The organism is Plantactinospora sp. CNZ320 (genome assembly GCF_002846275.1).
Genome location: NZ_PJMP01000001.1, coordinates 7460080 through 7482671, shown reverse-complemented (window position 1 = coordinate 7482671; position 22592 = coordinate 7460080). Strand labels below are relative to the sequence as shown.

The 22592-nt window shown below is 70.4% G+C and carries 16 protein-coding genes, 3 tRNA genes and 1 pseudogene; 11 read left to right on the top strand and 9 right to left on the bottom strand.

The window, feature by feature from the left end:
- Positions 1-294: 294 nt before the first annotated feature.
- The 5 genes from CLT71_RS33460 to CLT71_RS33440 form a co-directional block, all read right to left on the bottom strand.
- Positions 295-369, bottom strand: a tRNA-Val gene (locus CLT71_RS33460).
- Positions 370-382: 13 nt separating this feature from the next.
- Positions 383-453, bottom strand: a tRNA-Cys gene (locus CLT71_RS33455).
- Between the two features lie 32 nt (positions 454-485).
- Positions 486-558, bottom strand: a tRNA-Gly gene (locus tag CLT71_RS33450).
- A gap of 253 nt (positions 559-811) precedes the next feature.
- A complete protein-coding gene (locus tag CLT71_RS33445; protein ID WP_101370607.1) occupies positions 812-1831 on the bottom strand; it encodes a TAXI family TRAP transporter solute-binding subunit in 1020 nt (339 codons plus the stop codon).
- Positions 1828-4236 carry a TRAP transporter permease gene (locus CLT71_RS33440; RefSeq protein WP_486483593.1) on the bottom strand — a complete coding sequence of 803 codons (2409 nt, stop codon included), beginning with the start codon at positions 4234-4236 and terminating at the stop codon, positions 1828-1830. Before CLT71_RS33440 ends, CLT71_RS33445 begins: the two co-directional genes overlap by 4 nt.
- A gap of 269 nt (positions 4237-4505) precedes the next feature.
- Between CLT71_RS33440 and CLT71_RS33435 the strand changes: the two genes are divergently transcribed.
- From CLT71_RS33435 to CLT71_RS33420, 4 genes are all read left to right on the top strand, one after another.
- Positions 4506-5108 (top strand): TetR/AcrR family transcriptional regulator, encoded by a 603-nt coding sequence (locus tag CLT71_RS33435; protein ID WP_101370606.1) that lies wholly within the window; start codon positions 4506-4508, stop codon positions 5106-5108.
- 93 nt (positions 5109-5201) lie between these two features.
- Complete coding sequence (locus CLT71_RS33430; protein ID WP_101370605.1) at positions 5202-5780, top strand: TIGR03086 family metal-binding protein; 579 nt, start codon at positions 5202-5204, stop codon at positions 5778-5780.
- 220 nt (positions 5781-6000) lie between these two features.
- On the top strand, positions 6001-6966 hold the full coding sequence (locus tag CLT71_RS33425; protein ID WP_101370604.1) for a carbohydrate ABC transporter permease: 966 nt from the start codon (positions 6001-6003) through the stop codon (positions 6964-6966).
- A complete protein-coding gene (locus CLT71_RS33420; protein WP_486483592.1) occupies positions 6963-7874 on the top strand; it encodes a carbohydrate ABC transporter permease in 912 nt (303 codons plus the stop codon). The genes CLT71_RS33425 and CLT71_RS33420 overlap by 4 nt, the downstream gene beginning before the upstream one ends.
- A 99-nt stretch (positions 7875-7973) precedes the next feature.
- On the opposite strand, the gene CLT71_RS33415 is transcribed toward CLT71_RS33420, so the two are convergent.
- Complete coding sequence (locus CLT71_RS33415; protein WP_486483591.1) at positions 7974-8858, bottom strand: DUF6807 domain-containing protein; 885 nt, start codon at positions 8856-8858, stop codon at positions 7974-7976.
- Positions 8859-9257: 399 nt separating this feature from the next.
- On the opposite strand from CLT71_RS33415, the gene CLT71_RS33410 reads away from it, so the two are divergent.
- From CLT71_RS33410 to CLT71_RS33385, 6 genes are all read left to right on the top strand, one after another.
- Positions 9258-10292: a LacI family DNA-binding transcriptional regulator gene (locus tag CLT71_RS33410; RefSeq protein ID WP_486483590.1), complete on the top strand. Its 1035-nt coding sequence runs from the start codon at positions 9258-9260 to the stop codon at positions 10290-10292.
- Positions 10293-10388: 96 nt separating this feature from the next.
- Positions 10389-10913, top strand: coding sequence for an L-rhamnose mutarotase (locus CLT71_RS38395; RefSeq protein WP_101370602.1), 525 nt, complete (start codon positions 10389-10391; stop codon positions 10911-10913).
- Entirely contained in the window at positions 10910-12073 is a 1164-nt protein-coding gene (gene rhaI / locus CLT71_RS33400) for an L-rhamnose isomerase (RefSeq protein ID WP_101370601.1), read from the top strand. The genes CLT71_RS38395 and rhaI overlap by 4 nt, the downstream gene beginning before the upstream one ends.
- A 2-nt stretch (positions 12074-12075) precedes the next feature.
- Positions 12076-14139, top strand: coding sequence for a bifunctional aldolase/short-chain dehydrogenase (locus CLT71_RS33395; protein ID WP_101370600.1), 2064 nt, complete (start codon positions 12076-12078; stop codon positions 14137-14139).
- Positions 14140-14221: 82 nt separating this feature from the next.
- The gene (locus CLT71_RS33390) at positions 14222-15703 is read left to right on the top strand and encodes a rhamnulokinase (RefSeq protein ID WP_101370599.1); all 1482 of its coding nucleotides are present in this window, start codon (positions 14222-14224) and stop codon (positions 15701-15703) included.
- A 251-nt stretch (positions 15704-15954) separates the two neighbouring features.
- Positions 15955-18198 (top strand): SGNH hydrolase domain-containing protein, encoded by a 2244-nt coding sequence (locus CLT71_RS33385; RefSeq protein ID WP_101370598.1) that lies wholly within the window; start codon positions 15955-15957, stop codon positions 18196-18198.
- A gap of 1287 nt (positions 18199-19485) precedes the next feature.
- On the opposite strand, the pseudogene CLT71_RS33380 reads toward CLT71_RS33385, so the two are convergent.
- Positions 19486-20145: pseudogene (locus tag CLT71_RS33380) on the bottom strand (hypothetical protein); the annotation flags it as partial.
- A gap of 662 nt (positions 20146-20807) precedes the next feature.
- On the opposite strand from CLT71_RS33380, the gene CLT71_RS37205 reads away from it, so the two are divergent.
- Entirely contained in the window at positions 20808-20957 is a 150-nt protein-coding gene (locus tag CLT71_RS37205) for a hypothetical protein (protein ID WP_158242352.1), read from the top strand.
- A 589-nt stretch (positions 20958-21546) separates the two neighbouring features.
- Here CLT71_RS37205 and CLT71_RS33375 read toward each other — a convergent pair.
- Both CLT71_RS33375 and CLT71_RS33370 read right to left on the bottom strand, forming a co-directional pair.
- A complete protein-coding gene (locus tag CLT71_RS33375; protein WP_101372011.1) occupies positions 21547-21981 on the bottom strand; it encodes a VOC family protein in 435 nt (144 codons plus the stop codon).
- A 5-nt stretch (positions 21982-21986) separates the two neighbouring features.
- On the bottom strand, positions 21987-22562 hold the full coding sequence (locus CLT71_RS33370) for a DinB family protein (protein WP_101370597.1): 576 nt from the start codon (positions 22560-22562) through the stop codon (positions 21987-21989).
- Positions 22563-22592: the final 30 nt, after the last annotated feature.

The window sequence follows — 22592 nt, the reverse complement described above, 5'->3', positions numbered from 1 at the left end:
GGGGAGGGCCGGCTACCTCGTTGTAACCGTGCTGTCCCGCCACGGTAATCACGGCATTGGTGGATGCGCCTCAGATCTTCAGTCCGCTCTTCACGCGCCAGACCGACCCGGGCTCGCGTGGAAGTTCTAGGCGGTTATCGTCCCCTGCCTATCCGGTTGACCCATGACACTTGGACAGGTTGGCCGATCCCCGAATAGGGGTCATCTTCAAGGTCATAACTCACCGGCAACTCATGAGATCAACAAAGCCCGCTATCAAGATCTGATAGCGGGCTTTTGACCTGCTTATATACCTGGTGGGCGATACTGGGTTTGAACCAGTGACCTCTTCCGTGTCAAGGAAGCGCGCTCCCACTGCGCCAATCGCCCTCGCTTGTAGCCGAGGTGGAGACGGGATTTGAACCCGTGTACACGGCTTTGCAGGCCGTTGCCTCGCCTCTCGGCCACTCCACCGAGGTAGCCCCCGACATGTGGCGGCATCTCCGAGCGGACGACGGGACTCGAACCCGCGACCCTCACCTTGGCAAGGTGATGCGCTACCAACTGCGCTACGTCCGCTTGTCATCCGGTGTTTCCTGGTGACGGATGAGAACTTTAGCCGAGGCCGCGAACAGATGCCAACTCGGGGGTCCGGTCGGCGGGTCAGTGCCCGCCAGCTGTACGTACCCGCCATCGCCCTCCGCTGCTCGCCCCGTCCTGCTCACTCAGTGCGCTCCGGCGTCCCACCTCACACCCCTAAACCATCCTAGGAACCTGGGAGGTAGGGAGTGGTGGGGTGGGAGCCGGTGGGGGACGGCTTGGGGTGAACGGGTTACTTTGCGGCTTTCAGGTCGTCGAGGGCCTTGGCGGCGCCGCGGTGCAGGGGCACCGGGTCCGTCTTGCGGGCGGTCTCCAGGCTGATCTCCTTGGCCGCTGCGTTGGCCTGTTCGAGCTGCGGTTTCCGGTCGAAGAGCGCCTTGGTCAGTACGCAGACCAGGTTGGCGTCGAGATCGTCCTTCACCAGCAGGAAGTTGGGTACCACGATCGTCTTGACGTCCGCCGGAGTGCCATAGGTGGCGGCCGGGATGGAGCTCTCCTCGTACACCTGGTTGATTTTCTTCATCTCGGACAGCAGCGGGGTGATGTCGAGGAAGCTGACCTGGCCCTTGGCGGTCGTCAGCAGGTCGGTGATGCCCGGTGTCGGCAGGCCTCCCGACCAGAACAGCGCGTCGATGGAGCCCTCCTTCATCCCGTCGACGGTCTTGCCCAGGTCCAGCCGCTGCGCCTGTACGTCCTTCGCCGGATCGAGCCCGGCGGCCTGGAGCAGCCGGTTCGCGATGACCTCGGTACCCGACTTCGGTGAGCCGGTGGAGACCCGCTTGCCCCGCATGTCGGCCACCGAGTTGATCCCGGCACCGTTACGGACGATCACCTGGGTGAAGTTCGTGTGGATCCGGGCCAGTGCCTGCACCGGCTGCCGCTGCCCCTCGAAGCTGCCGGTGCCCTGCACCGCGTCGGCGGCGGTGTCGGCCAGCGAGAACGCCACCGCGTAGGTACCGGCGACGAGCTGCTGGATGTTCTGCACCGAGGCCCCGGTCTCGGCCGCGGTGGCCTTGACCTTGCTGCCCGGTGCGTTGGAGACCTGCTCGGCGTAGGCGTTGCCGAGCGCGAAGTAGACGCCTGTCGCGTTGCCGGTGGCGATCCCGATCCGGGTCTCCGTACCCACCTCACAGGTGACCTCGCCGCCCGCGTCGGTACTGGCGGTGTCCTGCCGGCCGCCACAGCCGACCAGACCGGTCAGGCCCAGACCGGCGGCGGTGACCACCGCCAGGATTCTCGTGCTACGTCTCATCTCGCATCCTCTCCCACGCCCGTCCGCGTATCGGGGTCGGGCGAGTCCGGCGTACTTCCCGGTGTGCCATCCGGCATCGGCGCTGGTGTCGATCGCGACTGCGAAGTCGAGGGCGATTGCGAGGGCGAGGGCGGGGTGGGCCGCTGCGGGTCATTCCCGTCCGGCACGGCCGCCACGTCTCCAGCAACGCCATCCCGAGGACTCGGCACGGTCGGGTCCGGTCCCTCGATCACCACACCCGCCCGGGAGGTACGGCGACGTCGGGCGAGCGCCGTCAGCACGGCGACGACCACCAGTCCGCCGCCGATCGCGATCGACACCGGGTGCAGGTAGAGCAAAAGCAGGCCGGCGACGGCGCTCAGGGTCCGTTCGACCACGCCGGCCGGCCCGACGCCGAGCAGCCAGCCACCGGTCGCCACGGCGAGCGCGGCCACCCCGAGACAGCCGACCAGCCCCGCCCAGAGCACCTCGACCGGGGAGCCCCGGCCGAGCAGGTACTCCCCCGGCCCGGTCAGCACGAAGGCGATCGGGGCGAGGAACGCCGGCAGGGCGTACTTCAGCGCCTGCCACATGGTCGGGACGGTCCGGCCGCCGGTGATCGCCGCCGCGCCCACCGCCGCCAGCGCGGTCGGCGGGGTGACCTCGGAGAGTACCGAGTAGTAGAAGACGAACATCGCGGCCGCCGGAGCCGGTACGCCGAGCGCGAGCAGCGCCGGCCCGATGATCACCCAGCCGATGATGAACGACGCGGTGACCGGTACGGCCAGGCCGAGCAGCGAGAGTGCCACCGCCGCGAAGACCACGGTCAGCGCCAGTACTGCGGTCGGGTTGTCGGTAAGCGCCTCGGCGCCCCGGACCAGCAGCGAAGCGAACTGCGCGCCGAGTCCGGTCTTGGTGGTGGTGGCGGTGATGATGCCGGCCGCGCCACAGACGGCGGCGACCGGAAGCACCCCGCGGACCCCGGCGGAGAGCGCGGTGAAGAGCCGTCTCGGGGTCAGCCAGCTGCGCCGGTCGAGGAAGCTGAGCAGCACCGCCAGCCCGGTGGCGTAGACGACCGCACGGGTGGCGCTCATCCCGAGCGCCAGCAGGACGACGATGACGACGAGCGACGAGAAGTGGTAGCCGAACCGGCCCAGCAGCCGCCACACGGAGGCCGCGGCGATCTCGACCGGGCGTACCTTGAACCGCCGGGCGTCGATCTCGACGGCGAGCAGGATGCCGAGGTAGTAGAGCAGGGTCGGGATCACCGCCCAGCCGAGTACGGTCAGGTAGGAGACCTCGAGGTACTCGGCGACGATGAAGGCCGCCGCGCCCAGCGTCGGCGGTGAGAGGATCGCCCCGACCCCGGCCGCCGCCAGCATGCCCCCGGCGTGCTCGGCCGGGTAGCCGGCGCGGCGCAGGATCGGCCAGGTGACCGCGCCGACGCTGACCGCCGTCGCGGTGCCGGAGCCGGAGACGGTGCCGAGCAGGAAGCCGGAGGCGACGGCGGTGCGGCCGGCGGCGCTGCGGGAGCGCCGGAACGCCGCCACCGACAGGTCGACGAAGAATCGTCCGGCGCCGGAGAGGTCGAGTACCGCACCGTAGATCGTGAACAGCACGATGTAGGTGGCGGCGACGTCGAGTGGGGTGCCGTAGAAGCCACTGCCGGAGTTGTAGAGCGCGTCGACGATCTGTCCGAAGTCGAGCCCGGCGTGCGCGATCGCCCAGCTCTGCGGCAGCAGCCCGCCGTAGTAGCCGTAGCCGAGGAAGAGCAGGCAGACCACCGGCAGGATCCAGCCGGTGGTGCGCCGGCACGCCTCGACCAGGAGTACCAGCAGCAGCGCACCCATCAGCACGTCGACCGGGGCCAGCAGCCCCTGCCGGTCGAGGAAGGCGTCGTAACCGCCGCCGGCGTCGCCGATCGCGAGCGGCAGCACCGGGTAGAGGCAGACGACCAGGGCCAACCCGGCCAGCAGCCAGTCCGGCACCGTCGGCAGGTCACGGCGCGCCCCGCCGGGAGCATCCTCGGGTACCCGCCGCCGCGCGCCCGCCGGCAGCCGCTCCGCCAGCCCGTTCCGCAGTCGGCTCGCCAGCCCGTTCGGCAGTCGCTCCGCCAGCCGGTTCGGCAGTCGCAGGCCCGAGCGGTATCCGAGGAAGACCAGTGGCAGTACGCCGGCCAGGAAGACGATCAGATAGAACTGGCTGCCCTGGGGCAGTGGCCGGAACACCTGCCAGAGCACCAGCAGCGCGACGACGAAGGCGACCACCGCCACCCCGACCTCGACCGGGCCGGTGAGTTGCCGGGCCGGCCGCTCCTCGTCGTCGTAGTTCACCACAGCGGTGGCGACGTCCGGGGCGGCGAGGGCGGAGGTTTCCTCCCGCCCGACCCGGGCGGACGGAGGGATCCTGGCCACACCGTCTGGCATGTGCGGACACTACTACGGGGTACCGATGGTTGCCGATCTTTGCCGGCCCGGTGGTCGCTTTGCCGGGCCGGGCGGTTGACCGGTTGCGACGGCCGGTCGACACGCCCGCCGGAACACCGCTCGGCGGCGTGCGGCGGAGCCGGTGTTGGCCCGGTGGCGAGGGCGGGAGCTGCGGCTTCTGATGCGCTAGTGGACAGTCTGACCCGCTAGTAACTTATCCGACGTGTTGATAGCTTATTGTCTCCGCCGGAATGGGCTAACGTAACCGCGTGACGAGACGTGCGGCAGAGGTGCGCCTGGATGCGCTACTACGCACCGCCTGCGACGTGATCGCGACGCGGGGCCTGGCGAACACGCGTACCGCCGACGTGGCCCAGGCCGCCGGGGTGAGCCAGGCGCTGGTCTTCTACCACTTTGCCACCAAGGAGCGACTTGTCGCGCAGGCGTTCGCGTACGCCGCCGAGCAGGATCTGTCCCGACTCGACGCGGTACTCCGCTCGCCGGCCACCCCGCTGGTCAAGTTGAAGAAACTGCTCCGTCTCTACGCTCCGCCGGGCCGGTCCCGCTCCTGGGCGATGTGGATCGACGGCTGGTCGGAGTCCCTGCGCACGCCGGAGCTGGAGAAGGTGTCGCGCCGGCTGGACCTGCGCCGGCGGGAGGGGCTCGGTGAGGTGATCGCGGCCGGGGTCGCGGACGGGGTCTTCAGCTGCGACGATCCGGCCGGGGCCGCATGGCGGATCAACGGCCTGATCGACGGGCTCGCCGTGCAGTTGGCGGTGCACGACCGGGTGATCCCACGCCGCCAGCTCACCGAGTGGGTGCGGCTCTCGGTCGCCCGCGAGCTGGGGCTACACCCAGACCAACTCGACTGACCACAACAGGCCCGCCGGCTCGGGCACAACAGGTTTGCCGGCTCGCGGCGACTTCCCCGGCGGTCGGTGCTCTGCCCGGGGCAGAATCGGGTCGTGGATCTAGTGATGACGTACCAGCGCACGGTGGCCAACTTCGCTGACCTGGTCGCTCAGGTCGATGCCGACCGCTGGGCGGCTCCGACGCCCTGCACCGACTGGGACGTGCGGACCCTGGCGAACCATGTCGTCTGGGAGGAGCGCTGGTCGGTGCCGCTCTTCGCCGGAGCGTCGCTGGCCGAGATCGGGGACCGGTTCGCCGGTGACCTGCTGGGCGCCGATGCTGCCGCCTCGGCCCGGGACGCGGCCGAGCAGGCGTGCCGCGCCGTCGCCGAGCCGGGCGTACTGGACCGGGTGGTGGATTTGTCGGCCGGCCCCACACCAGGTGGGGAGTACCTGCACCAACTGCTCGCCGAGCACCTGGTGCACGGTTGGGACCTGGCGGTCGCGATCGGCGTCGAGCCCCGGCTCGATCCGGACGGCGTACGGGAGTGTGCCCGCTGGTTCACCGAACGTACCTCGATGTACCGGGACAGCGGGCTGGCCGCGCCGGAGGTACCGGTGTCGCCGGAGGCGAGTGAGCAGGATCGGCTGATCGCGGGGTTCGGCCGGGATCCGGGTTGGCGTCCGTACTGAGTACTGCCAATTTCAGCGCCTGAATCGATTCATCAACTGCCTGTCATCCGCCCTGACGGTGCCGCCCCGGCCCGGTCGGCATGTCCTCCATTGACAGGCCCCGCCCGGCGGCGGTACCTTCGGGCGGTTTGTTGAATGGTTTCATCACCGCCCGCCACCGGGGCGCGTGCACACACCCCGGCGAGGGTGTGGCCGCCAGAAGCCGATGGGAAAGCTGAGCATGACAACTGGGACCCTGCGTAGGCCGCCGCCCCGGCCCGCCACACCGGGCGGTACCGCCGCCGGAGCCCGGCCCCGATACCGACGCCACCGACCCGGGATCGCGTACCTCTTCCTCTCCCCCTGGGTCGTCGGGGCGCTGCTGCTGACCGTCGGCCCGATGCTCGCGTCGCTCTACCTCTCGTTCACCGACTACGACCTTTTCACCTCTCCGGAGTGGGTCGGGCTGGAGAACTACCAGCGGCTCTTCGCCGACGACGCGCGGTTCCTCGCCTCGGCCAAGGTCACCGCGATGTACGTGCTGGTCTCCGTACCCCTGAAACTGGCCGCCGCCCTCGCGGTGGCCCTGCTGCTCAACCGCAACCGGCGCGGGCAGGGTTTCTACCGGTCGGCCTTCTACGCGCCCTCGCTGCTCGGCACGGGCGTGGCGATCGCGTTGGTCTGGCGGGCGATGTTCACCGACGCCGGGGTGGTCGACTCGGTCACCGGCAACTTCGGCTGGGACACCGGCGGTTGGATCAACGAGCCGGACTACGCCATCTACGTGCTGATCATCCTGGCCGTCTGGCAGTTCGGCGCGCCGATGGTGATCTTCCTGGCCGGTCTGAAGCAGATTCCGACCGAGCTCTACGACGCCGCCGCGGTGGACGGCTCCGGCACCTGGCGCACGTTCCGGTCGGTGACGCTGCCGATGCTCTCCCCGATCATCCTGTTCAACCTGGTGCTGGAGACGATCCACGCGTTCCAGGCGTTCACCCCCGCGTTCATCGTCAGTGGTGGCCGGGGCGGGCCGAGCAACTCGACCCTGTTCTACACGCTCTATCTCTACGAGCGCGGGTTCTCGCAGTTCCGGATGGGCTACGCCTCGGCGATGGCCTGGATTCTGCTGCTCGTCATCGCGATCATCACGGCGCTGTTCTTCGGCACCTCGCGCCGCTGGGTGTTCTACTCCGGGGAGGACCGGTGAGCACGCTCTCCGACGGCCTGTCGACCCGCACTCCGGCTACCCGCACTCCGGGGACTCGCCGGCCGGGCGCGACCGGGGCCCGGCTGCGTACGGTCGGCTGGCACGTGCTGATCATCGGCGTACTGGCTCTGCTGCTGTATCCGGTGCTGTGGCTGCTGGCCACCTCGATCAAGCCGACCGACGAGATCCTCTCCAGCCTGAGCCTGCTGCCGACCCGACTGGCGCCGGAGAACTACTCGGCCGCGCTGGACGGGATCGCCGGGATCAGCATCTGGCAGTTCTTCACCAACTCGGTGATCGTGGCGGTCGGTGCGGTGATCGGCAACCTGATCTCCTGCGCACTGGCCGCGTACGCCTTCGCACGGCTGCGCTTCCGGCTGCGCGGGCCACTCTTCGCGTTCACCCTGCTGACCATCATGCTGCCGTACCACGTGGTGCTGATCCCGCAGTACACGATCTTCCAGAAGCTGGACCTGGTCGGCACCTTCGTACCGCTGATCCTGCCCAAGCTGCTCGCCACGGACGCGTTCTTCGTCTTCCTGATGGTGCAGTTCATCCGGGGCCTGCCCCGGGAGTTGGACGACGCCGCCGAGATCGACGGCTGCGGCCCGGTGCTCACCTTCCGGTACGTGATCCTGCCGCTGCTCAAGCCGGCCCTGGTCACCACCGCGATCTTCACCTTCATCTGGACCTGGAACGACTTCTTCAGCCAGCTCGTCTACCTCAACGACCCGGACACCTACACGCTGCCGCTGGCGCTGCGGCTCTTCATCGACCAGACCAGTGAGTCGGCCTACGGCCCGATGTTCGCGATGTCGGTGCTGAGCATCGTCCCGGTGATGCTCTTCTTCCTGGCCTTCCAGCGCTATCTGGTGGAGGGAATCGCCACCTCCGGCCTGAAGGGCTGACCGTCCGGGAATCGCAGTCGCAGCGGAATCGCGGTCACAGTCGGGATCGGAGTCGGGATCGAGGATCGGAGTCGGGATCGTTCGGGGCGCTGGGGCCGGTCAGGGTGTCAGGACCGGGGCCAGCGCCCCGACCTCGTCGCGGGTCAGTTCGCCGTCCGCCACCACGATCCGGTGCCGGCGCCGCACCGAGCCGCCGGCCGGCACGGGCAGGGTCCGCTCGAAGGCGAGCGCGACGCAGACCCCGGGATAGATTCCGGTCCGCACGAACCAGTGGTCGCCGTCGGCCAGACCGGCGAAGACCAGCGTGTACGGCCGACCGTCGTCGGCCGCGCCGACAATCGCCAGCCACGGTTCGGTACTGCCGTTGACCCGCTCCTCCCCTTCGGCGCCCGCCGTGAACGCCCGGTTGGGGCCGGGGGCGACCCGCCAGAAGAAGCCGCCGTAACCGGCGCCGTCCGGACGCCCGTTGGTGGCCGGGCTGCCGAGCACGATCTCCCGGTCAGCCGGTGCGGTCAGGGTGTAGCCGAAGTCGAGCAGCCAGGCGTCGGTCCGGCCGGCGAGGTCGATGGCGGCGACCCGCCGCTCCTCGGTCAGCAGGGTCGCGCCGGCCGGGTCGAGCCAGCGCAACCGCTCGGCGAACCCACCGTCGCCGGGACCGGCAACGGGGGCGGGCGGGTCGGGCAGCCAGCCGTCGTGCACGATCCGGCCGTGGTCGTCGAGCCAGGTGTAGCCGGCGTCCCGGACGTAGGTCCGGCCGCCCCAGAGGTTGGTACCCGAGACGTCCTGCATGGCGACCGACACCCCGAGGTGCCAGCGGTGGTCCTCGGGCAGCGTGTCGGTCACCACGACTCCGCCGAGGGTACGCACTGGATGCAGGTACGGCCGGCGCCCCCAGCGGAGGTCGACGTGCGGGTCGTCGAGGACGTACCGCGCCACGGTCTCGCCGCGCACCCGCAGCCGTACGCCGTGCAGGTCCTCGCCCATGTTCGCCGTCCTCTCGCCGTCGCTTCCGGGGTGTGTCGATCGGCGACACTGGAAAGCGCTTCCCACAACGGGACAGGGTAGCGAGGGCGGCGCTGCCGGAAAACCGCCGGCGGGCCCGTACGACGGGCCGGAACCCGGCGTCATGGGCGAACCGCCACGCGAACCCTTGACGCGGACCCCCGGCGTCGTGGGCGGACCGGAACGCGACTGGGCGGCGGATCAGCTCAGGCCCGGCCCCCGGCGAGGTGCACCCGGTGCGGTGCGCCGGGAGGCTACTGTCGATCTCATGCGGTAGCCGGGCCGCCGCGTGCGGTGCGGGCGGGCGCACGGTGGTGCGCGACCGGATAACCTTGACACGTTTCAGCCCGACCGTGGTCCGGGCTGCGGGAGGAGACGGTGGTGCCGGGACCAGCGGTGAGCATCCGCGACGTGGCCAGCCAGGCGGGCGTGTCGGTGGGCACTGTCTCCAACGTGCTCAACCGCCCCGACATCGTCGCGGCGTCGACCCGTAACCGGGTACTCGCCGCGATCAGCGAGCTGGGTTTCGTCCCCAACGACGCCGCCCGGCAGTTGCGCCGGGGCCGGGGGCGCACCCTCGGTCTGGTGGTGCTGGACGTGGCCAACCCGTTCTTCACCGACGTCGCCAAGGGCGTCGAGGACGCCACCGGCGCCGCCGGCATGGCGGTGATCTTCTGTAACAGCGACGGTGATCCGGCCAAGGAGAGCAGGTATCTGGACCTGCTGGAGGAGCAGCGGGTCCAGGGGGTACTGATCACCCCGGTCGACGACGCCAACGAGCGGCTGGTCCGGCTCCGGGAGCGGGGCGTACTCGTGGTCCTGCTGGACCGACGCTCCACCCGGCCGGACGTCTGCTCGGTTGCCGTCGACGACCGGCTCGGTGGGGAGCTGGCGATGCGGCACCTGGTGGAGGCGGGGCACCGGCGGATCGCCTTCGTCGGCGGCCCGTGGCGGTTGGCGCAGGTGCGGGACCGCTACCACGGCGCCGTGCACGCGCTGCGCGAGGCCGGACTCGCCGAGGAGACGCTGCGCCGGTTCGAGACGCCGAGCCCGACAGTGGCGGCCGGCCGGGACGCCGCCTCGCGGATCCTCGGGCTGCCCCGCTCCGCCCGGGCCACCGCGGTCTTCTGTGCCAACGACCTGCTCGCACTCGGCGTACTCCAGGAACTGACCCGACAGCAGGTGCGGGTGCCGGAGGACATCGCGCTGGTCGGCTACGACGACATCGACTTCGCCGCCGCGGCTGCGGTGCCGCTCTCCTCGGTACGCCAGCCACGGCAGCGGCTTGGCCAGACCGCGGCACAGTTGATGCTGGACGAGGCGAACGACCCGGAGAACCACCAGCACAAGCAGGTGATCTTCGAACCGGAGCTGGTGGTCCGGGAGTCCAGCCAGTACGCCCGTACCCCGGGCTGACCCTACGGATCGCCCCGGTTTCTTGACAGTTGCGTGACGGCGCTCGTATGTTGAGTGCGGTTTGTTGAAACGGTTCATTTGTTGGGAGGCCCGCCGATGCGGCGAGTGTGCTTCGTCCTGCGGGTCCGGCCCGACCGGCTGGCCGAATACCGGCAACGCCACGCGGCCGTCTGGCCCGAGATGCTCCGGGCGCTGCACGCGGCCGGCTGGCACGACTACTCCCTCTTCCTGCACGACGACGGGCTGCTGGTCGGGCACTTCCGCACCGAGGACCTGGCCGCCTCGCTCGCCGCGATGGAGGCCACCGACGTCAACGCCCGGTGGCAGGCCGAGATGGCCCCCTTCTTCGTCGGGCTCGACGGCCGCCGCCCCGACGAGGGTTTCGTCGTCCTCGACGAGATCTTCAACCTGGACGCCCAACTCACCGCGCTCGACGACACCGCACTCGGCGAGACCGCACTCGACGACACCGCGCCCACCGACACCGGACCGGAAGTCACCGGACCGGACGACAGCCGGCCCGACGACACCGCGCCCGCGGACACCGCGCCCACCGACACCGGACCCGACGACACCCGCGCTGGACAACACCACGCTCGACACCACGGAGGCCTGCAATGACCGAGACCGACGTCCGGGCCGCGCTGCGCGCGCAACGGATCGAGGTGCCCTCCTGGGCGTACGGCAACTCGGGCACCCGGTTCAAGGTGTTCAGCCAGCCCGGCGTGCCACGCAACCCGGAGGAGAAGATCGCCGACGCGGCACAGGTGCACGCGTTCACCGGAGTCGCCCCGGTGGTCTCGCTGCACATCCCCTGGGACCGGGTCGACGACTTCGGCAAGCTCGCCTCCTACGCGGCCGAGCGCGGGGTGCGGATCGGCACCATCAACACCAACGTCTTCCAGGACGACGACTACCGGCTGGGCAGTGTCACCAATCCCGACCCCCGGATCCGGCGCAAGGCCCTCGGCCACCTGCTGGAGTGCGTCGACATCATGGACGTCACCGGCTCGCGGGACCTGAAGCTGTGGTTCTCCGACGGCACCAACTATCCCGGCCAGGACGACATCCGGGCCCGGCAGGACCGGCTGGCCGAGGCGCTCGCCGCCACCTACGAGCGGCTCGGGCCCCAGCAGCGGATGCTGCTGGAGTACAAGCTCTTCGAGCCGGCCTTCTATCTGACCGACGTACCCGACTGGGGCACCGCGTACGCGCACTGCCTCAAGCTCGGTGAGCGGGCCCAGGTGGTGATCGACACCGGCCACCACGCGCCCGGCACCAACATCGAGTTCATCGTCGCCTTCCTGCTCCGGGAGGGGAAGCTCGGCGCCTTCGACTTCAACTCCCGGTTCTACGCCGACGACGACCTGATGGTCGGTGCCGCCGACCCGTTCCAGCTGTTCCGGATCATGCACGAGATCGTCCGGGCCGACGCGCTGCGGGCCGACTCCGGCGTCAACTTCATGCTCGACCAGTGCCACAACATCGAGCCGAAGATCCCGGCACAGATCCGTTCGGTGATGAACGTCCAGGAGGCGACCGCCAAGGCGCTGCTTGTCGACGCCGAGGCGCTGGCCGCCGCACAGGCCGCCGGGGACGTGCTCGGCGCCAACGGGGTGCTGATGGACGCCTACAACACCGACGTACGGCCGTTGCTGGCGAGCGTACGCGAGGAGATGGGTCTCGATCCGGACCCGATGGCCGCGTACGCCCGCTCGGGTTACGCGCAGCGGATCGCCGCCGAGCGGGTCGGCGGGCAGCAGGCTGGCTGGGGGGCGTGAAGATGGGTACCGCACCGACCAATCCGGAGGTCGCCGCGCTGCTGGGCCGGGGTCACCGGCTCGGTGCCGACCGGCGCAACACCAACTACGGCGGCGGCAACACCTCGGCCAAGGCGACCGGGGCGGACCCGGTCACCGGCGGTCCCGTCGAACTGCTCTGGGTAAAGGGCTCCGGCGGGGACATCGGCACCCTGACCGAGGCGGGGCTGGCCGTACTCCGGCTGGACCGGCTGCGCTCCCTGGTCGACGTCTATCCCGGGGTGCACCGCGAGGACGAGATGGTCGCCGCCTTCGACTACTGCCTGCACGGCCGGGGCGGCGCGGCACCGTCGATCGACACCGCTATGCACGGCCTGGTCGACGCCGCGCACGTCGACCACCTGCACCCGGACGCCGGGATCGCGCTGGCCACCGCCGCCGACGGTCCCGAACTGACCCGCCGCTGCTTCGGCGACCGGGTGCTCTGGGTGCCGTGGCGCCGGCCCGGCTTCCAGCTCGGCCTGGACATCGCCGCGATCGCCCGGGACAACCCGCAGGCGATCGGCGTGATCCTCGGCGGGCACGGGATCACCGCCTGGGGCGCCACCAGCGACGAGTGCGAGGCCCGGTCGCTGGAGATCATCGAAACCGCCACCCGGTTCCTGGCCGAACACGGCCGGGCGGAGCCGTTCGGCGCGGTGCTGCCCGGGTACGAGGCACTGCCGGCCGAGCAGCGACGGGAGCGGGCCGCCGCGCTCGCCCCGACGCTGCGCGGGCTGGCCAGCACCGACAGTCGGCAGCAGGGGCAGTTCCAGGTCGGACACTTCACCGACGACGAGGCGGTGCTGGACTTCCTCTCCCGCGCCGAGCACCCGAGGCTGGCCGCGCTCGGCACCTCCTGCCCGGACCACTTCCTGCGGACCAAGGTCCGGCCGCTGGTACTGGACCTGCCGCCGGACGCGCCGCTGCCGGACGTACTGGCCCGGCTGCGGGAGCTCCACGAGGAGTACCGGAAGGACTACCGGGCCTACTACGAGCGGTACGCCGAGCCGGACTCGCCGCCGATCCGGGGCGCCGACCCGGCGATCGTGCTGGTGCCCGGGGTCGGGATGTTCAGCTTCGGCCGGGACAAGCAGACCGCCCGGGTGGCCGCCGAGTACTACCTCAACGCGATAAACGTGATGCGCGGTGCCGAGGCGGTCTCCAGGTACGCCCCGATCGACGAGGCGGAGAAGTTCCGGATCGAGTACTGGCAGCTCGAAGAGGCGAAGCTGCGCCGGATGCCGAAGCCGAAGGCACTGGCCGGCCGGATCGCGCTGGTCACCGGCGGCGGCTCCGGGATCGGCGCGGCGATCGCCCGGCGGCTGGCCGCCGAGGGTGCCTGTGTGGTGGTGGCCGACCGCAACCTGGAGGGCGCGGCGTCGGTGGCGGCGGAGATCGGCGGTGCCGACCGGGCGGTCGCGGTGTCGGTTGACGTCACCGAGGCGGCCGGGATCGAGGCGGCCTTCGCCGAGGCCGCGCTCGCCTTCGGCGGGGTCGACCTGGTGGTCAACAACGCCGGGCTCTCCATCTCGAAGCCCTTGCTGGAGACGACCGAGGCGGACTGGGACATCCAGCACGACGTGATGGCGAAGGGTTCCTTCCTGGTCTCCCGGGCCGCCGCCCGGCTCATGCTCGACCAGGGGCTCGGCGGGGACATCGTCTACGTCTCCAGCAAGAACTCGGTCTTCGCCGGGCCGAACAACATCGCCTACAGCGCGGCAAAGGCGGATCAGGCCCACCAGGTACGCCTGCTCGCCGCCGAGCTGGGCGAGCACGGCATCCGGGTCAACGGGGTCAACCCGGACGGCGTGGTACGCGGCTCGGGCATCTTCGCCAGCGGCTGGGGCGCCCAGCGCGCCGCCGTGTACGGGGTACCGGAGGAGGAACTGGGCGCCTACTACGCCCGGCGTACCCTGCTGAAGCGGGAGGTACTGCCGGAGCACGTCGCGAACGCGGTCTTCGCGCTCACCGGCGGCGAGCTGTCCCAGACCACCGGACTGCACGTACCTGTCGACTCCGGCGTGGCCGCGGCGTTCCTCCGATGAGTACGGCGTTCCCGCGACGACCGGCTCGACTGCGCACGGCGTTCCTGCGACGACCGGCTCGACCGAGCACGGCGTTCCCGCGATGACCGGCTCGACTGCCGTCGCCGCCGTCGACCTCGGCGCGGCCAGTGGCCGGGTGATGCTCGCCGAGGTCGCCGCCGACGGGGTGACGCTGACCGAGGTGCACCGGTTCGACAACGGGCCGGTGCGGCTCCTCGACACCCTGCACTGGGACGTGCCCCGGCTCTACGCCGAGATGCTTACCGGGCTGCGGGCGGCGCTGCACCGCCGGCCCGACCTGGCCAGCATCGGCATTGACTCCTGGGCGGTGGACTACGGGCTGCTGGACGCCACCGGCGCGCTGGTCGGCAACCCGGTGCACTACCGGGACCGGCGTACCGACGGGGTGCCGGAGAAGGTGGTGGCGACGCTCGGTGCCGACCACCTCTACCGGACCACCGGGCTGCAACTGTTGCCGTTCAACACGCTGTTCCAGCTCACCGCCGAACTCGGCACCCCGGCCCTGGACCGGGCGCAGACGATGCTGCTCATCCCGGACCTGCTCGGCTACTGGCTGACCGGGGTCGCCGGGAGCGAGGTGACCAACGCCTCGACGACGCAGCTGTTGGACGTGCGTACCCGGGAATGGTCGACCGACCTGATCGCCCGGGCCGGGTTGCCGGCCCGGCTCTTCGGCCCGCTGCGCCAGCCCGGTGACCGGGTCGGCGAGCTGCGGCCGGAGGTACGCGAGGCGATCGGGACCGACCGGCCGGTACCGGTGACCGCGGTCGGCTCGCACGACACCGCGTCGGCGGTGGCGGCGGTACCCGCCGAGCACGACCGGTTCGGCTACATCTCCTGCGGTACCTGGTCGCTTGTCGGTGTCGAACTGCCGACGCCGGTGCTGACCGAGGCGAGCCGGGCGGCCAACTTCACGAACGAGGCCGGGGTGGACGGGACGGTCCGCTACCTGCGCAACGTGATGGGGCTCTGGCTGCTCCAGGAGTGCTTGCGGGTGTGGCGGTCCCAGGGGCTCGCCGACGACCTCACCGAACTGCTCGCCGCCGCCGCCCAGGCGCCCTCGCTGGCCGCCGTGGTGGACCCGGACGACCCGATCTTCCTGCCCCCGGGTGACATGCCGGCCCGGATCGCCCAGGCGTGCGAACGGCGCGGCGAGCCGGTACCACAGGGCCCGGCGGCGCTGACCCGGTGCATCCTGGACAGTCTCGCCCTCGCCCACCGGGTCGCGCTGCGCCAGGCGCGGCAGCTCTCCGGCCGGGACGTGGAGGTGGTGCACGTGGTCGGTGGCGGTGCCCGCAACGAGCTGCTCTGCCAGCTCACCGCCGACGCCTGCGGACTGCCCGTGGTGGCGGGGCCGGTGGAGGCGACCGCGCTGGGCAACGCGCTCGTGCAGGCCCGCGCGCTCGGCGTACTCGACGGCGGGCTGGCGGAGCTGCGGGCGCTGCTGCGGCGTACCGGATCGACCCGGACCTACCGGCCGCGAGCCGGCGGCGAGGCCGCCTGGCGGGCGGCGGCGGAGCGGGCCGGCCTGGCCGACGGGTAGCCACCGCCCACTCCCCCGGCCAGGCGGTCTCCGGCGGGCTGCGCCGGACTGCCGGCACCACTGGCGACTGTCAGCACCGCTCGCCGCCGTCGGCACCGCTCACCACCGTCAGCGCCGCTCGCCGCTGTCGACGGCACTCGTGAATGCTGCTCGTGAATGCCGCTCGTGAGCGGCAAAACACGCCTATAAAAGTCTTTATCTGTTAAGAAGGGGCTAACTGGACAGACGGCGGCCGGACCGGAGGTTGGCAGATGGCGACGCAGGCGCGGCCACGGTCCCGGACGGAAGTCGCCGAGCGACCCGGTCACCGGGCGGACCTCACCGGCCTGCGCGCCCTCGCGGTCGGGTCGCTGCTGCTCGGCACCGTCGGGGTCAGCGCCGTCCCGGGCGGCTTCGTCGGCGTCGACATCCTCCTGGTCGTCTCCGGCTTCCTGGTCACCGCTGCCCTGCTCGACACCTGGCGGCGTACCGGAAGGATCGACCTTGCCGGATTTCTCGCCCAGCGGGTCCGGCGGGCGCTGCCGGCCGGCGCGCTGGTGCTCGCCGCGTCGCTGCCGCTGGCCCTGGCTCTGCTGCCCCGGGACCGCTGGTCGGCGACCGGCTGGGACCTGCTCGCCGGCGCCGGGCAACTGCTGAACTGGCGGCTCGCGGCAGAGCACGCCCAGGCGATCGTCCCGGACGCCGGTGCCAGCCTGCTCGCCCACCTCTGGCTGGTCGGGGTCACCGCGCAGTTCCTGCTGTTCTGGTCGCTGCTGGTGGCCGGTGTGGCGGCCTGGACCGCACGCCGGAGACGCTGGCCCGGCATCCGCCCGCTGCTGCTCGCCGCCAGCCTGCTCGGGCTCGGCTCGTTCGCCTGGTCGGTCTGGTACACCGCCGCCGAACCGGGGTCGGCGTTCCTCGTCAGCACGACCCGAGCGTGGGAGCCGGGCCTCGGCGCCGCACTCGCGCTGCTCGGGACGACCCGGCTGGCCGAGCTGCCCCGACGCCTTGGCACCCTGTTCGGCTGGGCCGGAGCGGCGGCCGTCGCGGTCGCCGTACTCGCCCTGCGACCGGATTCGGGCTTTCCCGGGCTACCGGCCCTGCTGCCCGCGCTGGGCACGGCCGCGATCATCGCCGGCGGCATGATCGGCCAGCCAGCCGGCGTCACGGGTACGGGCAGCACGACTGCTGCCGGCAGCACGACGGCCGGCGGTGCCACGGGACCCGGTGGAGCGGGTATCGCCGGGGCGGGACCCGGTGGGGTGAACCGGGTACTCGGTGTGCGGCCGTTGCGGGCGCTGGGCCGGATCAGCTATCCGCTCTACCTCTGGCACTGGCCACTGCTGGTCGCCGCGCACACCCGGTTCGGCGACCTCGGGCCGGCGGTCGACCTCGGCGTGCTCGGCGGGGGCGTCCTGCTCGCCGCCCTCACCCACCGGTATGTCGAGCTTCCCGCCCGGACCGGCGCTCTGGACGCCTGGTCACCGGGCCAGGTACTCCGGGTCGGCGCGATGCTCCCCGCCGCCGGAGTACTCGCCGGGCTGCTCTTCCAGCTCGCCGCCTGGCCACCCGAGCAGCCGGCCCCGCCACCGGCCGCCACACCGGTGTCGGTGCTGCCCAGCCCGCCCGCACCAGCGGCGCCGGGTGCCGTCGCGCTGGGCCGGTCACCCCGGACCAGCCGGGCCGGCGTTCCGGTCGACCGGGTCCGGTCGATCAGCCCGGTCCCCGCCGACGCCCGCGACGACCTGCCCGACGTCTACCGGCACAACTGCTTCTCCCCGGTCTCCAGCAGCCTCGCCCGGTCCTGCCTGTACGGCGACCGGGACGCCGCGTTCACCGTCGCGCTGGCCGGCGACAGCCACGCCGCGAGCTGGGTACCCGCGCTCCAGGCGGTCGCGGTGGCGAAGGGCTGGCGGCTGGTCACGTACCTCAAGCCGAACTGCCCGTTCCTGCGACTGGAGTTGATGACCGGGGAGCCGCCACATCGGGAGGCCTGCGCCGAGTGGTACCGCAACGTCCGGGCCGCCCTCACCGGCCCCGAGCGGCCCGGACTGCTGCTGACCACGAGTTCCCGGTACCAGCCGATGGCCGGCGGCCGGGGCCTGAACGGCAGGCCGGCGCACGACGCTCTGGTGGCCGGCATGCGGCGGACCTGGTCGGACCTGGTCTCGGCCCGGGTGCCCACCGTGGTGCTCCGGGGCACCCCGATCCTTCCCGGCGACAGCGCGAAGTGCGTCTCGGCGAACCCGCGCCGGCTGACCCGGTGCGCGGCGGACCGGGAGGTCGCGTTGGCGAGCGGAGCCGGAGCGGCGCAGCTCGCGGCGCTGGACGACCTGCCGCAGGTCGGCCTGATCGACCTGACCGCGGCGATCTGCCCCGGGCGACGCTGCGCTCCGGTCATCGGCGGAGTGCTCGTCTACCGGGACAACCAGCACCTCACCGCCACCTACGCCGCCACGCTCGCACCTCGGCTGCGCAGCGCGCTCGACCGGATCCTCGCGCCACCCGCCTCCTGACCCGGCGGTCATCCGCCCGGCCGATTCCGGTGCCGCAGACCCGGTCCCGATGGTGCTCGACGACTCCATACCGCTGATCCGTCGGCTCGCCAGCTCCAGGACCTGGCCGGGGAACTGGTAGGGGTGCCTGCCGATTTTCATCGACCGGCACCCCTACTGTTTTCGGACAACAATGCTAGTAGTCGAGTGTCGTGTTTGTCGTCAGCTGATTTTGCTGCTCGCCCAGGCCCAGTTGCCCGGAATCGAGTTCCACCAGGGATCTGGTGCGGTGAATTGGCTTCCGGTGGAGCGGAGCACGAACAGTTTGCTGGTCGCGTCGCCGTAGTCGTACATGATGGCGATGTCGGAAATCGTGTCGCCGGTGTTGTAGTTACCGACGGTGATCTTGCTGTTCGACCAGGCCCAGTTGCTGGGGTTGAACGTGAACCAGGGTTCGGGTGCGCTGAATGCGTCGCCGAGGGAGCGGAGTACGAACAGTTTGCTGGTCGCGCCGCCGTAGTCGTACATGATGCCGATGTCGGTCAGTTTGTTGTCGTCGGCGGCGAAGTCGCCGGCGACGAGTTTGCTGTTCGACCAGGCCCAGTTGCCGGGGTTGAACGTGAACCAGGATTCGGGTGGCGTGAACTTGTTGCCGAGGGAGCGGAGCACGAACAGTTTGCTGGTCGCGCCGCCGTAGTCGTACATGATGCCGATGTCGGCCAGTTTCTTGTCGTCGGCGGCGAAGTCACCGACGACGAGTTTGCTGTTCGACCAGGCCCAGTTGCCGGGGTTGAACGTGTGCCAGGGTTCGGGCGTGGTGAACTTGTTGCCGAGGGAGCGGAGCACGAACAATTTCGTGTTCGCGTTGCCGTAGTCGTACAGGATGGCGACATCATCCATGGAGTCGTCGTTGAAGTTGCCGACGGCGAGCTTGCTGCTCGACCAGGCCCAGTTGCCCGCGCCGGACTCCCACCACGCTATGGGGCCGGCAAAAGTTTTCTCGAGGGCGAGGAACACGAACAGTTTGGTGTTCGCGTTGCCAAAGTCGTACAGGATGCCGACGTCGGCCTGCTTGTCGTCGTTGAAGTTGCCGACGACGAGTTTGCTGCTCGACCAGGCCCAGTTGCCGGGCTCGGACCCCCACCAGCGTACGGGTGGGTCGTAGCCCGACCCGTTGGCCCGAAACACCATCAACGCGCTGGTCGACCGACCGTAGTCGTACAGGACCACCAGGTCGGTCAGACCATCACCCGTCACATCGGCCCGCACCCGCGCAGGATCGTCCTCGTCCACTCCGGGTCCATTCAGCCACTCCTCGACAGTTTCGCCTCGAAGAACGCTGAGCAGGGCCTTCTTGTTATTGAGACTCGTGACCTTGTTCCGGTCCTCGCTCAGGTGAATATGCCACAAGTGGGACTTGTCTTTATCCCCTGGCGTAGCCGGGTGGTCGTCCCGGAAGTCGTAGCCTTCCTCCACGTTGTCGTTGTCGATCTGCCCGAAGAACTCCTTCCACCCGTTCAGTCGAGGATCTCCCGGATCCCTGCCAGAGGCGAGGAGTCGATTGGAGTACCTGATTATGTTGCTGTAGTCCGGGTTCGACGTTGATTGAGCCTCGGGAAAGGTCCAGTCGTACGCCGCGGCCTTGTCGGACGGGCCACCCTTGTCTTCCTCGTCCCGGACGGAGTAGTTGTCCGGGCTGTTTCCCGCCCGGGTGTTGTGGTATCCGGGCTTGTTGTCGTACATTCCCCCGTTCCTCGATCCGGGTTGCAGCTTCAGGAGTTCCCCCATCAGCCACGTGGACTCCTCGGTCACGAGGGCCGCAAACGGCTCGACGTCACCAGTGGGATCCGTCGGAGCCGCCGTGGCGGCACCGCCAAAAAGCGCGCCGGAAGCGGCGACCGTAACCACGGTAAGAGCTGACAGGGTCAGCAGCCGTGCGGTTACGGACAGGCGCGTCAACAGGTACATCTAGCTCCTCTCTGGCAACGACCGGCATCCGGTAGGCACCGAGAAGGCACCGTTCCGGAACGCCGGTCGTCACTCGCTTGGATAAAACAATCTCGGCCAGGTGGTCGGACCAACCTCGTCGAGCGCGCACTGAGCCAGGTCAGGTCGACCAGTGGACCAACATTCGAAGGTCTCATTCCTTCACCTCGATCCGCCTCAATACTTGGTGCGCCAGTCATAGGCACGGTGGAGTCGAAGGATGGATGGACGGCCCTCACCTGCCACCGTGTGTCGACCTTCGATTGGCGCGCCACAGCGAGGAAAGTTACTGAAGCGATCGATATGAGGTAGATATCTTTCCGATAGGTGTTTCGATACGCCTACCTGGCATGGACTGGCCCGAGTCGTCGCCGGGGAGGCTCGGCGGTCGGGTAGCAGGGCCGTCGTACCCCGGCAGGCCGCGGCCAGCGTGTTCAGCGGGACACTGGAGCGGAGGCTGTTCCGGGCGGCTGCGCCAGGAGGCTGGTCTCTCTACATCGCGACGGGCGACTACGAGCCACGCGGGGACGGCTTCGCCGTGATCACCGCGCTCGCCGACACGCTGCCGGAGAAGCAGGACGCGGTGCTCGGCGGTTCGTCGACGTACTGGCGGAGCTGCGGGTGGGACGGATCAACGAGCCGAGGTGACCGCCGTGGTACGCGTCGAGCCCACCCTCCACCGCAACGCCACCCAGGTACGCGTCAACCACCTGGTGCCACCGCAGGCCCGGATCCCGCTGCCGGCCCAGGACGCGGACGAGACTCCCGGCCCGTGCCACGGCGCCGCAGGCTGACCCGCCGGCACCTGCGAGTCGGGGTGTTCGGCTTGGCCGCCCTCGGCATGCGACCCTGCCCCTGACCTTGTCGATCGGGATCGTCATCGGCGAGGTGGACAGCAGCAGCCCGTTGGTCACGATCGGCGGATGGCTGGTCGCCGGCCGCGTCGGCTGGGGTCTGTGAAAGACCTGGCGCGAGCAGGAGTAGGAACCTCTCGGCGCGGTGACAGGTGGGAACGGGACCGGCCACCGGCCGAACTGCAGGGGTCCCGGGGGATCAGGCCGGCCGGCTGTGGGGGCATCCGGGCCGCCCCTCCCCGAAGGGGCAGGCGGGATGAACTGGGCGGACCCGCCGGCCCGGCCCCCGCCCCGGGCCGAATCCGGACCGACGGTCCCGGCGGGCGGTGGGCCGAACCCCTATGTCCCTAACCCGGATCGCGTTCTCGGACCCGACCGGTGAGGGCGAGAACCGGGGATCGTCCCTGAGGTCCGGTACGTTGGCAACGCCGTATGGTCGGCGCCAGGTCTGGGCGCCGCCGACCTCGGTGGCACCAACCTGCTCACCGACGGCGTCCGCTGAGCCCCGGTGCGGGAGAAATCGGGGCGCCTAGCGGGAGACGCAGAACTCGTTGCCCTCCGGATCGGCCAGGGTGACCCAGCTGAAGGGGCCCTGCCGTCCCTCGTGCAGGAACTTCGCGCCCCGCGCCACAAGCGCCTCGACCACCGGCGCCAGGTCCTCGGCACCGGTACGGACGTCGAGGTGCATCCGGTTCTTCACCGTCTTCGGCTCCGAAACGAGCTGGAACAGCACCCGGGGCGCCCGCTGCACCCCCTCGGGGTGTCGGATCGCCGCCCCCGCCTTCCAGACCAGTACCCCACGGTGGATCCGGGTGTCGTCCTCGGTGGCGTGCCCCTGCTCGACCATCTGGCGGATGAACGCCTCATCGGAGGGCTCCGCCTGCCAGCCCAGCGTCTCGGCCCACCAGTCGGCGAGCACGTGCGGGTCGGTGCTGTCCTGGGTCACCTGGAACTCGTACGCCACCGCGGTCACCTCCGAGCCCGGTAGAGGTCACGGAGCAGACTGATCTCGGCGCCGTGGTGGATGGTCTCCCGGTTGATGTGCAGCACCAGGGTGGCGAGCGGGAACTCCGCGTACGGGCCCTCGGCCGGGCCGCACGGCCGGGCCAGTCCCGCCGCGTCGAGCCCGCGCACCCCGTCCCGCCAGGTGGCGTACGCCGTGTCGAGCTGGTCCAGTGCCCGGGCGGCGGTGCCGGCGTAGTCGAAACTGTCGTAGTCGACGGGCGGACCGCCGAAGTGTGCCGCGTTACGGGTCCCGAAGACTCCGACGATGAGGTGCGCCAGCCGCCACGCGATCGTGGTGACCGGTGGCGGCGTCGGCTCCGGCATCGCGTACTCGATGACGTGGCTACCGGCGCCGTGCCCCAGGCCGGGGTCGACCTCGTCGCGGAGGCGTACGCCCCAGGTGCCGTCGACCGGCTCCCAGTGGTACTCGTCGTCGGTGAGCCCGTCGAGCCGGGGTCGCAACTGGTACTGCCAGTGCCACTGCAACTGTTCGACCAGTTGTCCGGTCCAGTCGACGTCGGTGTCGTTGTGCGTCTTCATCTCTGGCACGCTAGCCCCAATTGCGGACAG

Bases quoted from the DNA above. Each gene is read 5' to 3' on its own strand.
- CLT71_RS33445 (WP_101370607.1), bottom strand. From the start codon at position 1,831: ATGAGACGTAGCACGAGAATCCTGGCGGTGGTCACCGCCGCCGGTCTG.
- CLT71_RS33440 (WP_486483593.1), bottom strand. From the start codon at position 4,236: ATGCCAGACGGTGTGGCCAGGATCCCTCCGTCCGCCCGGGTCGGGCGG.
- CLT71_RS33425 (WP_101370604.1), top strand. From the start codon at position 6,001: ATGACAACTGGGACCCTGCGTAGGCCGCCGCCCCGGCCCGCCACACCG.
- CLT71_RS33415 (WP_486483591.1), bottom strand. From the start codon at position 8,858: ATGGGCGAGGACCTGCACGGCGTACGGCTGCGGGTGCGCGGCGAGACC.
- CLT71_RS38395 (WP_101370602.1), top strand. From the start codon at position 10,389: ATGCGGCGAGTGTGCTTCGTCCTGCGGGTCCGGCCCGACCGGCTGGCC.
- rhaI (WP_101370601.1), top strand. From the start codon at position 10,910: ATGACCGAGACCGACGTCCGGGCCGCGCTGCGCGCGCAACGGATCGAG.
- CLT71_RS33395 (WP_101370600.1), top strand. From the start codon at position 12,076: ATGGGTACCGCACCGACCAATCCGGAGGTCGCCGCGCTGCTGGGCCGG.
- CLT71_RS33390 (WP_101370599.1), top strand. From the start codon at position 14,222: ATGACCGGCTCGACTGCCGTCGCCGCCGTCGACCTCGGCGCGGCCAGT.
- CLT71_RS33385 (WP_101370598.1), top strand. From the start codon at position 15,955: ATGGCGACGCAGGCGCGGCCACGGTCCCGGACGGAAGTCGCCGAGCGA.
- CLT71_RS33370 (WP_101370597.1), bottom strand. From the start codon at position 22,562: ATGAAGACGCACAACGACACCGACGTCGACTGGACCGGACAACTGGTC.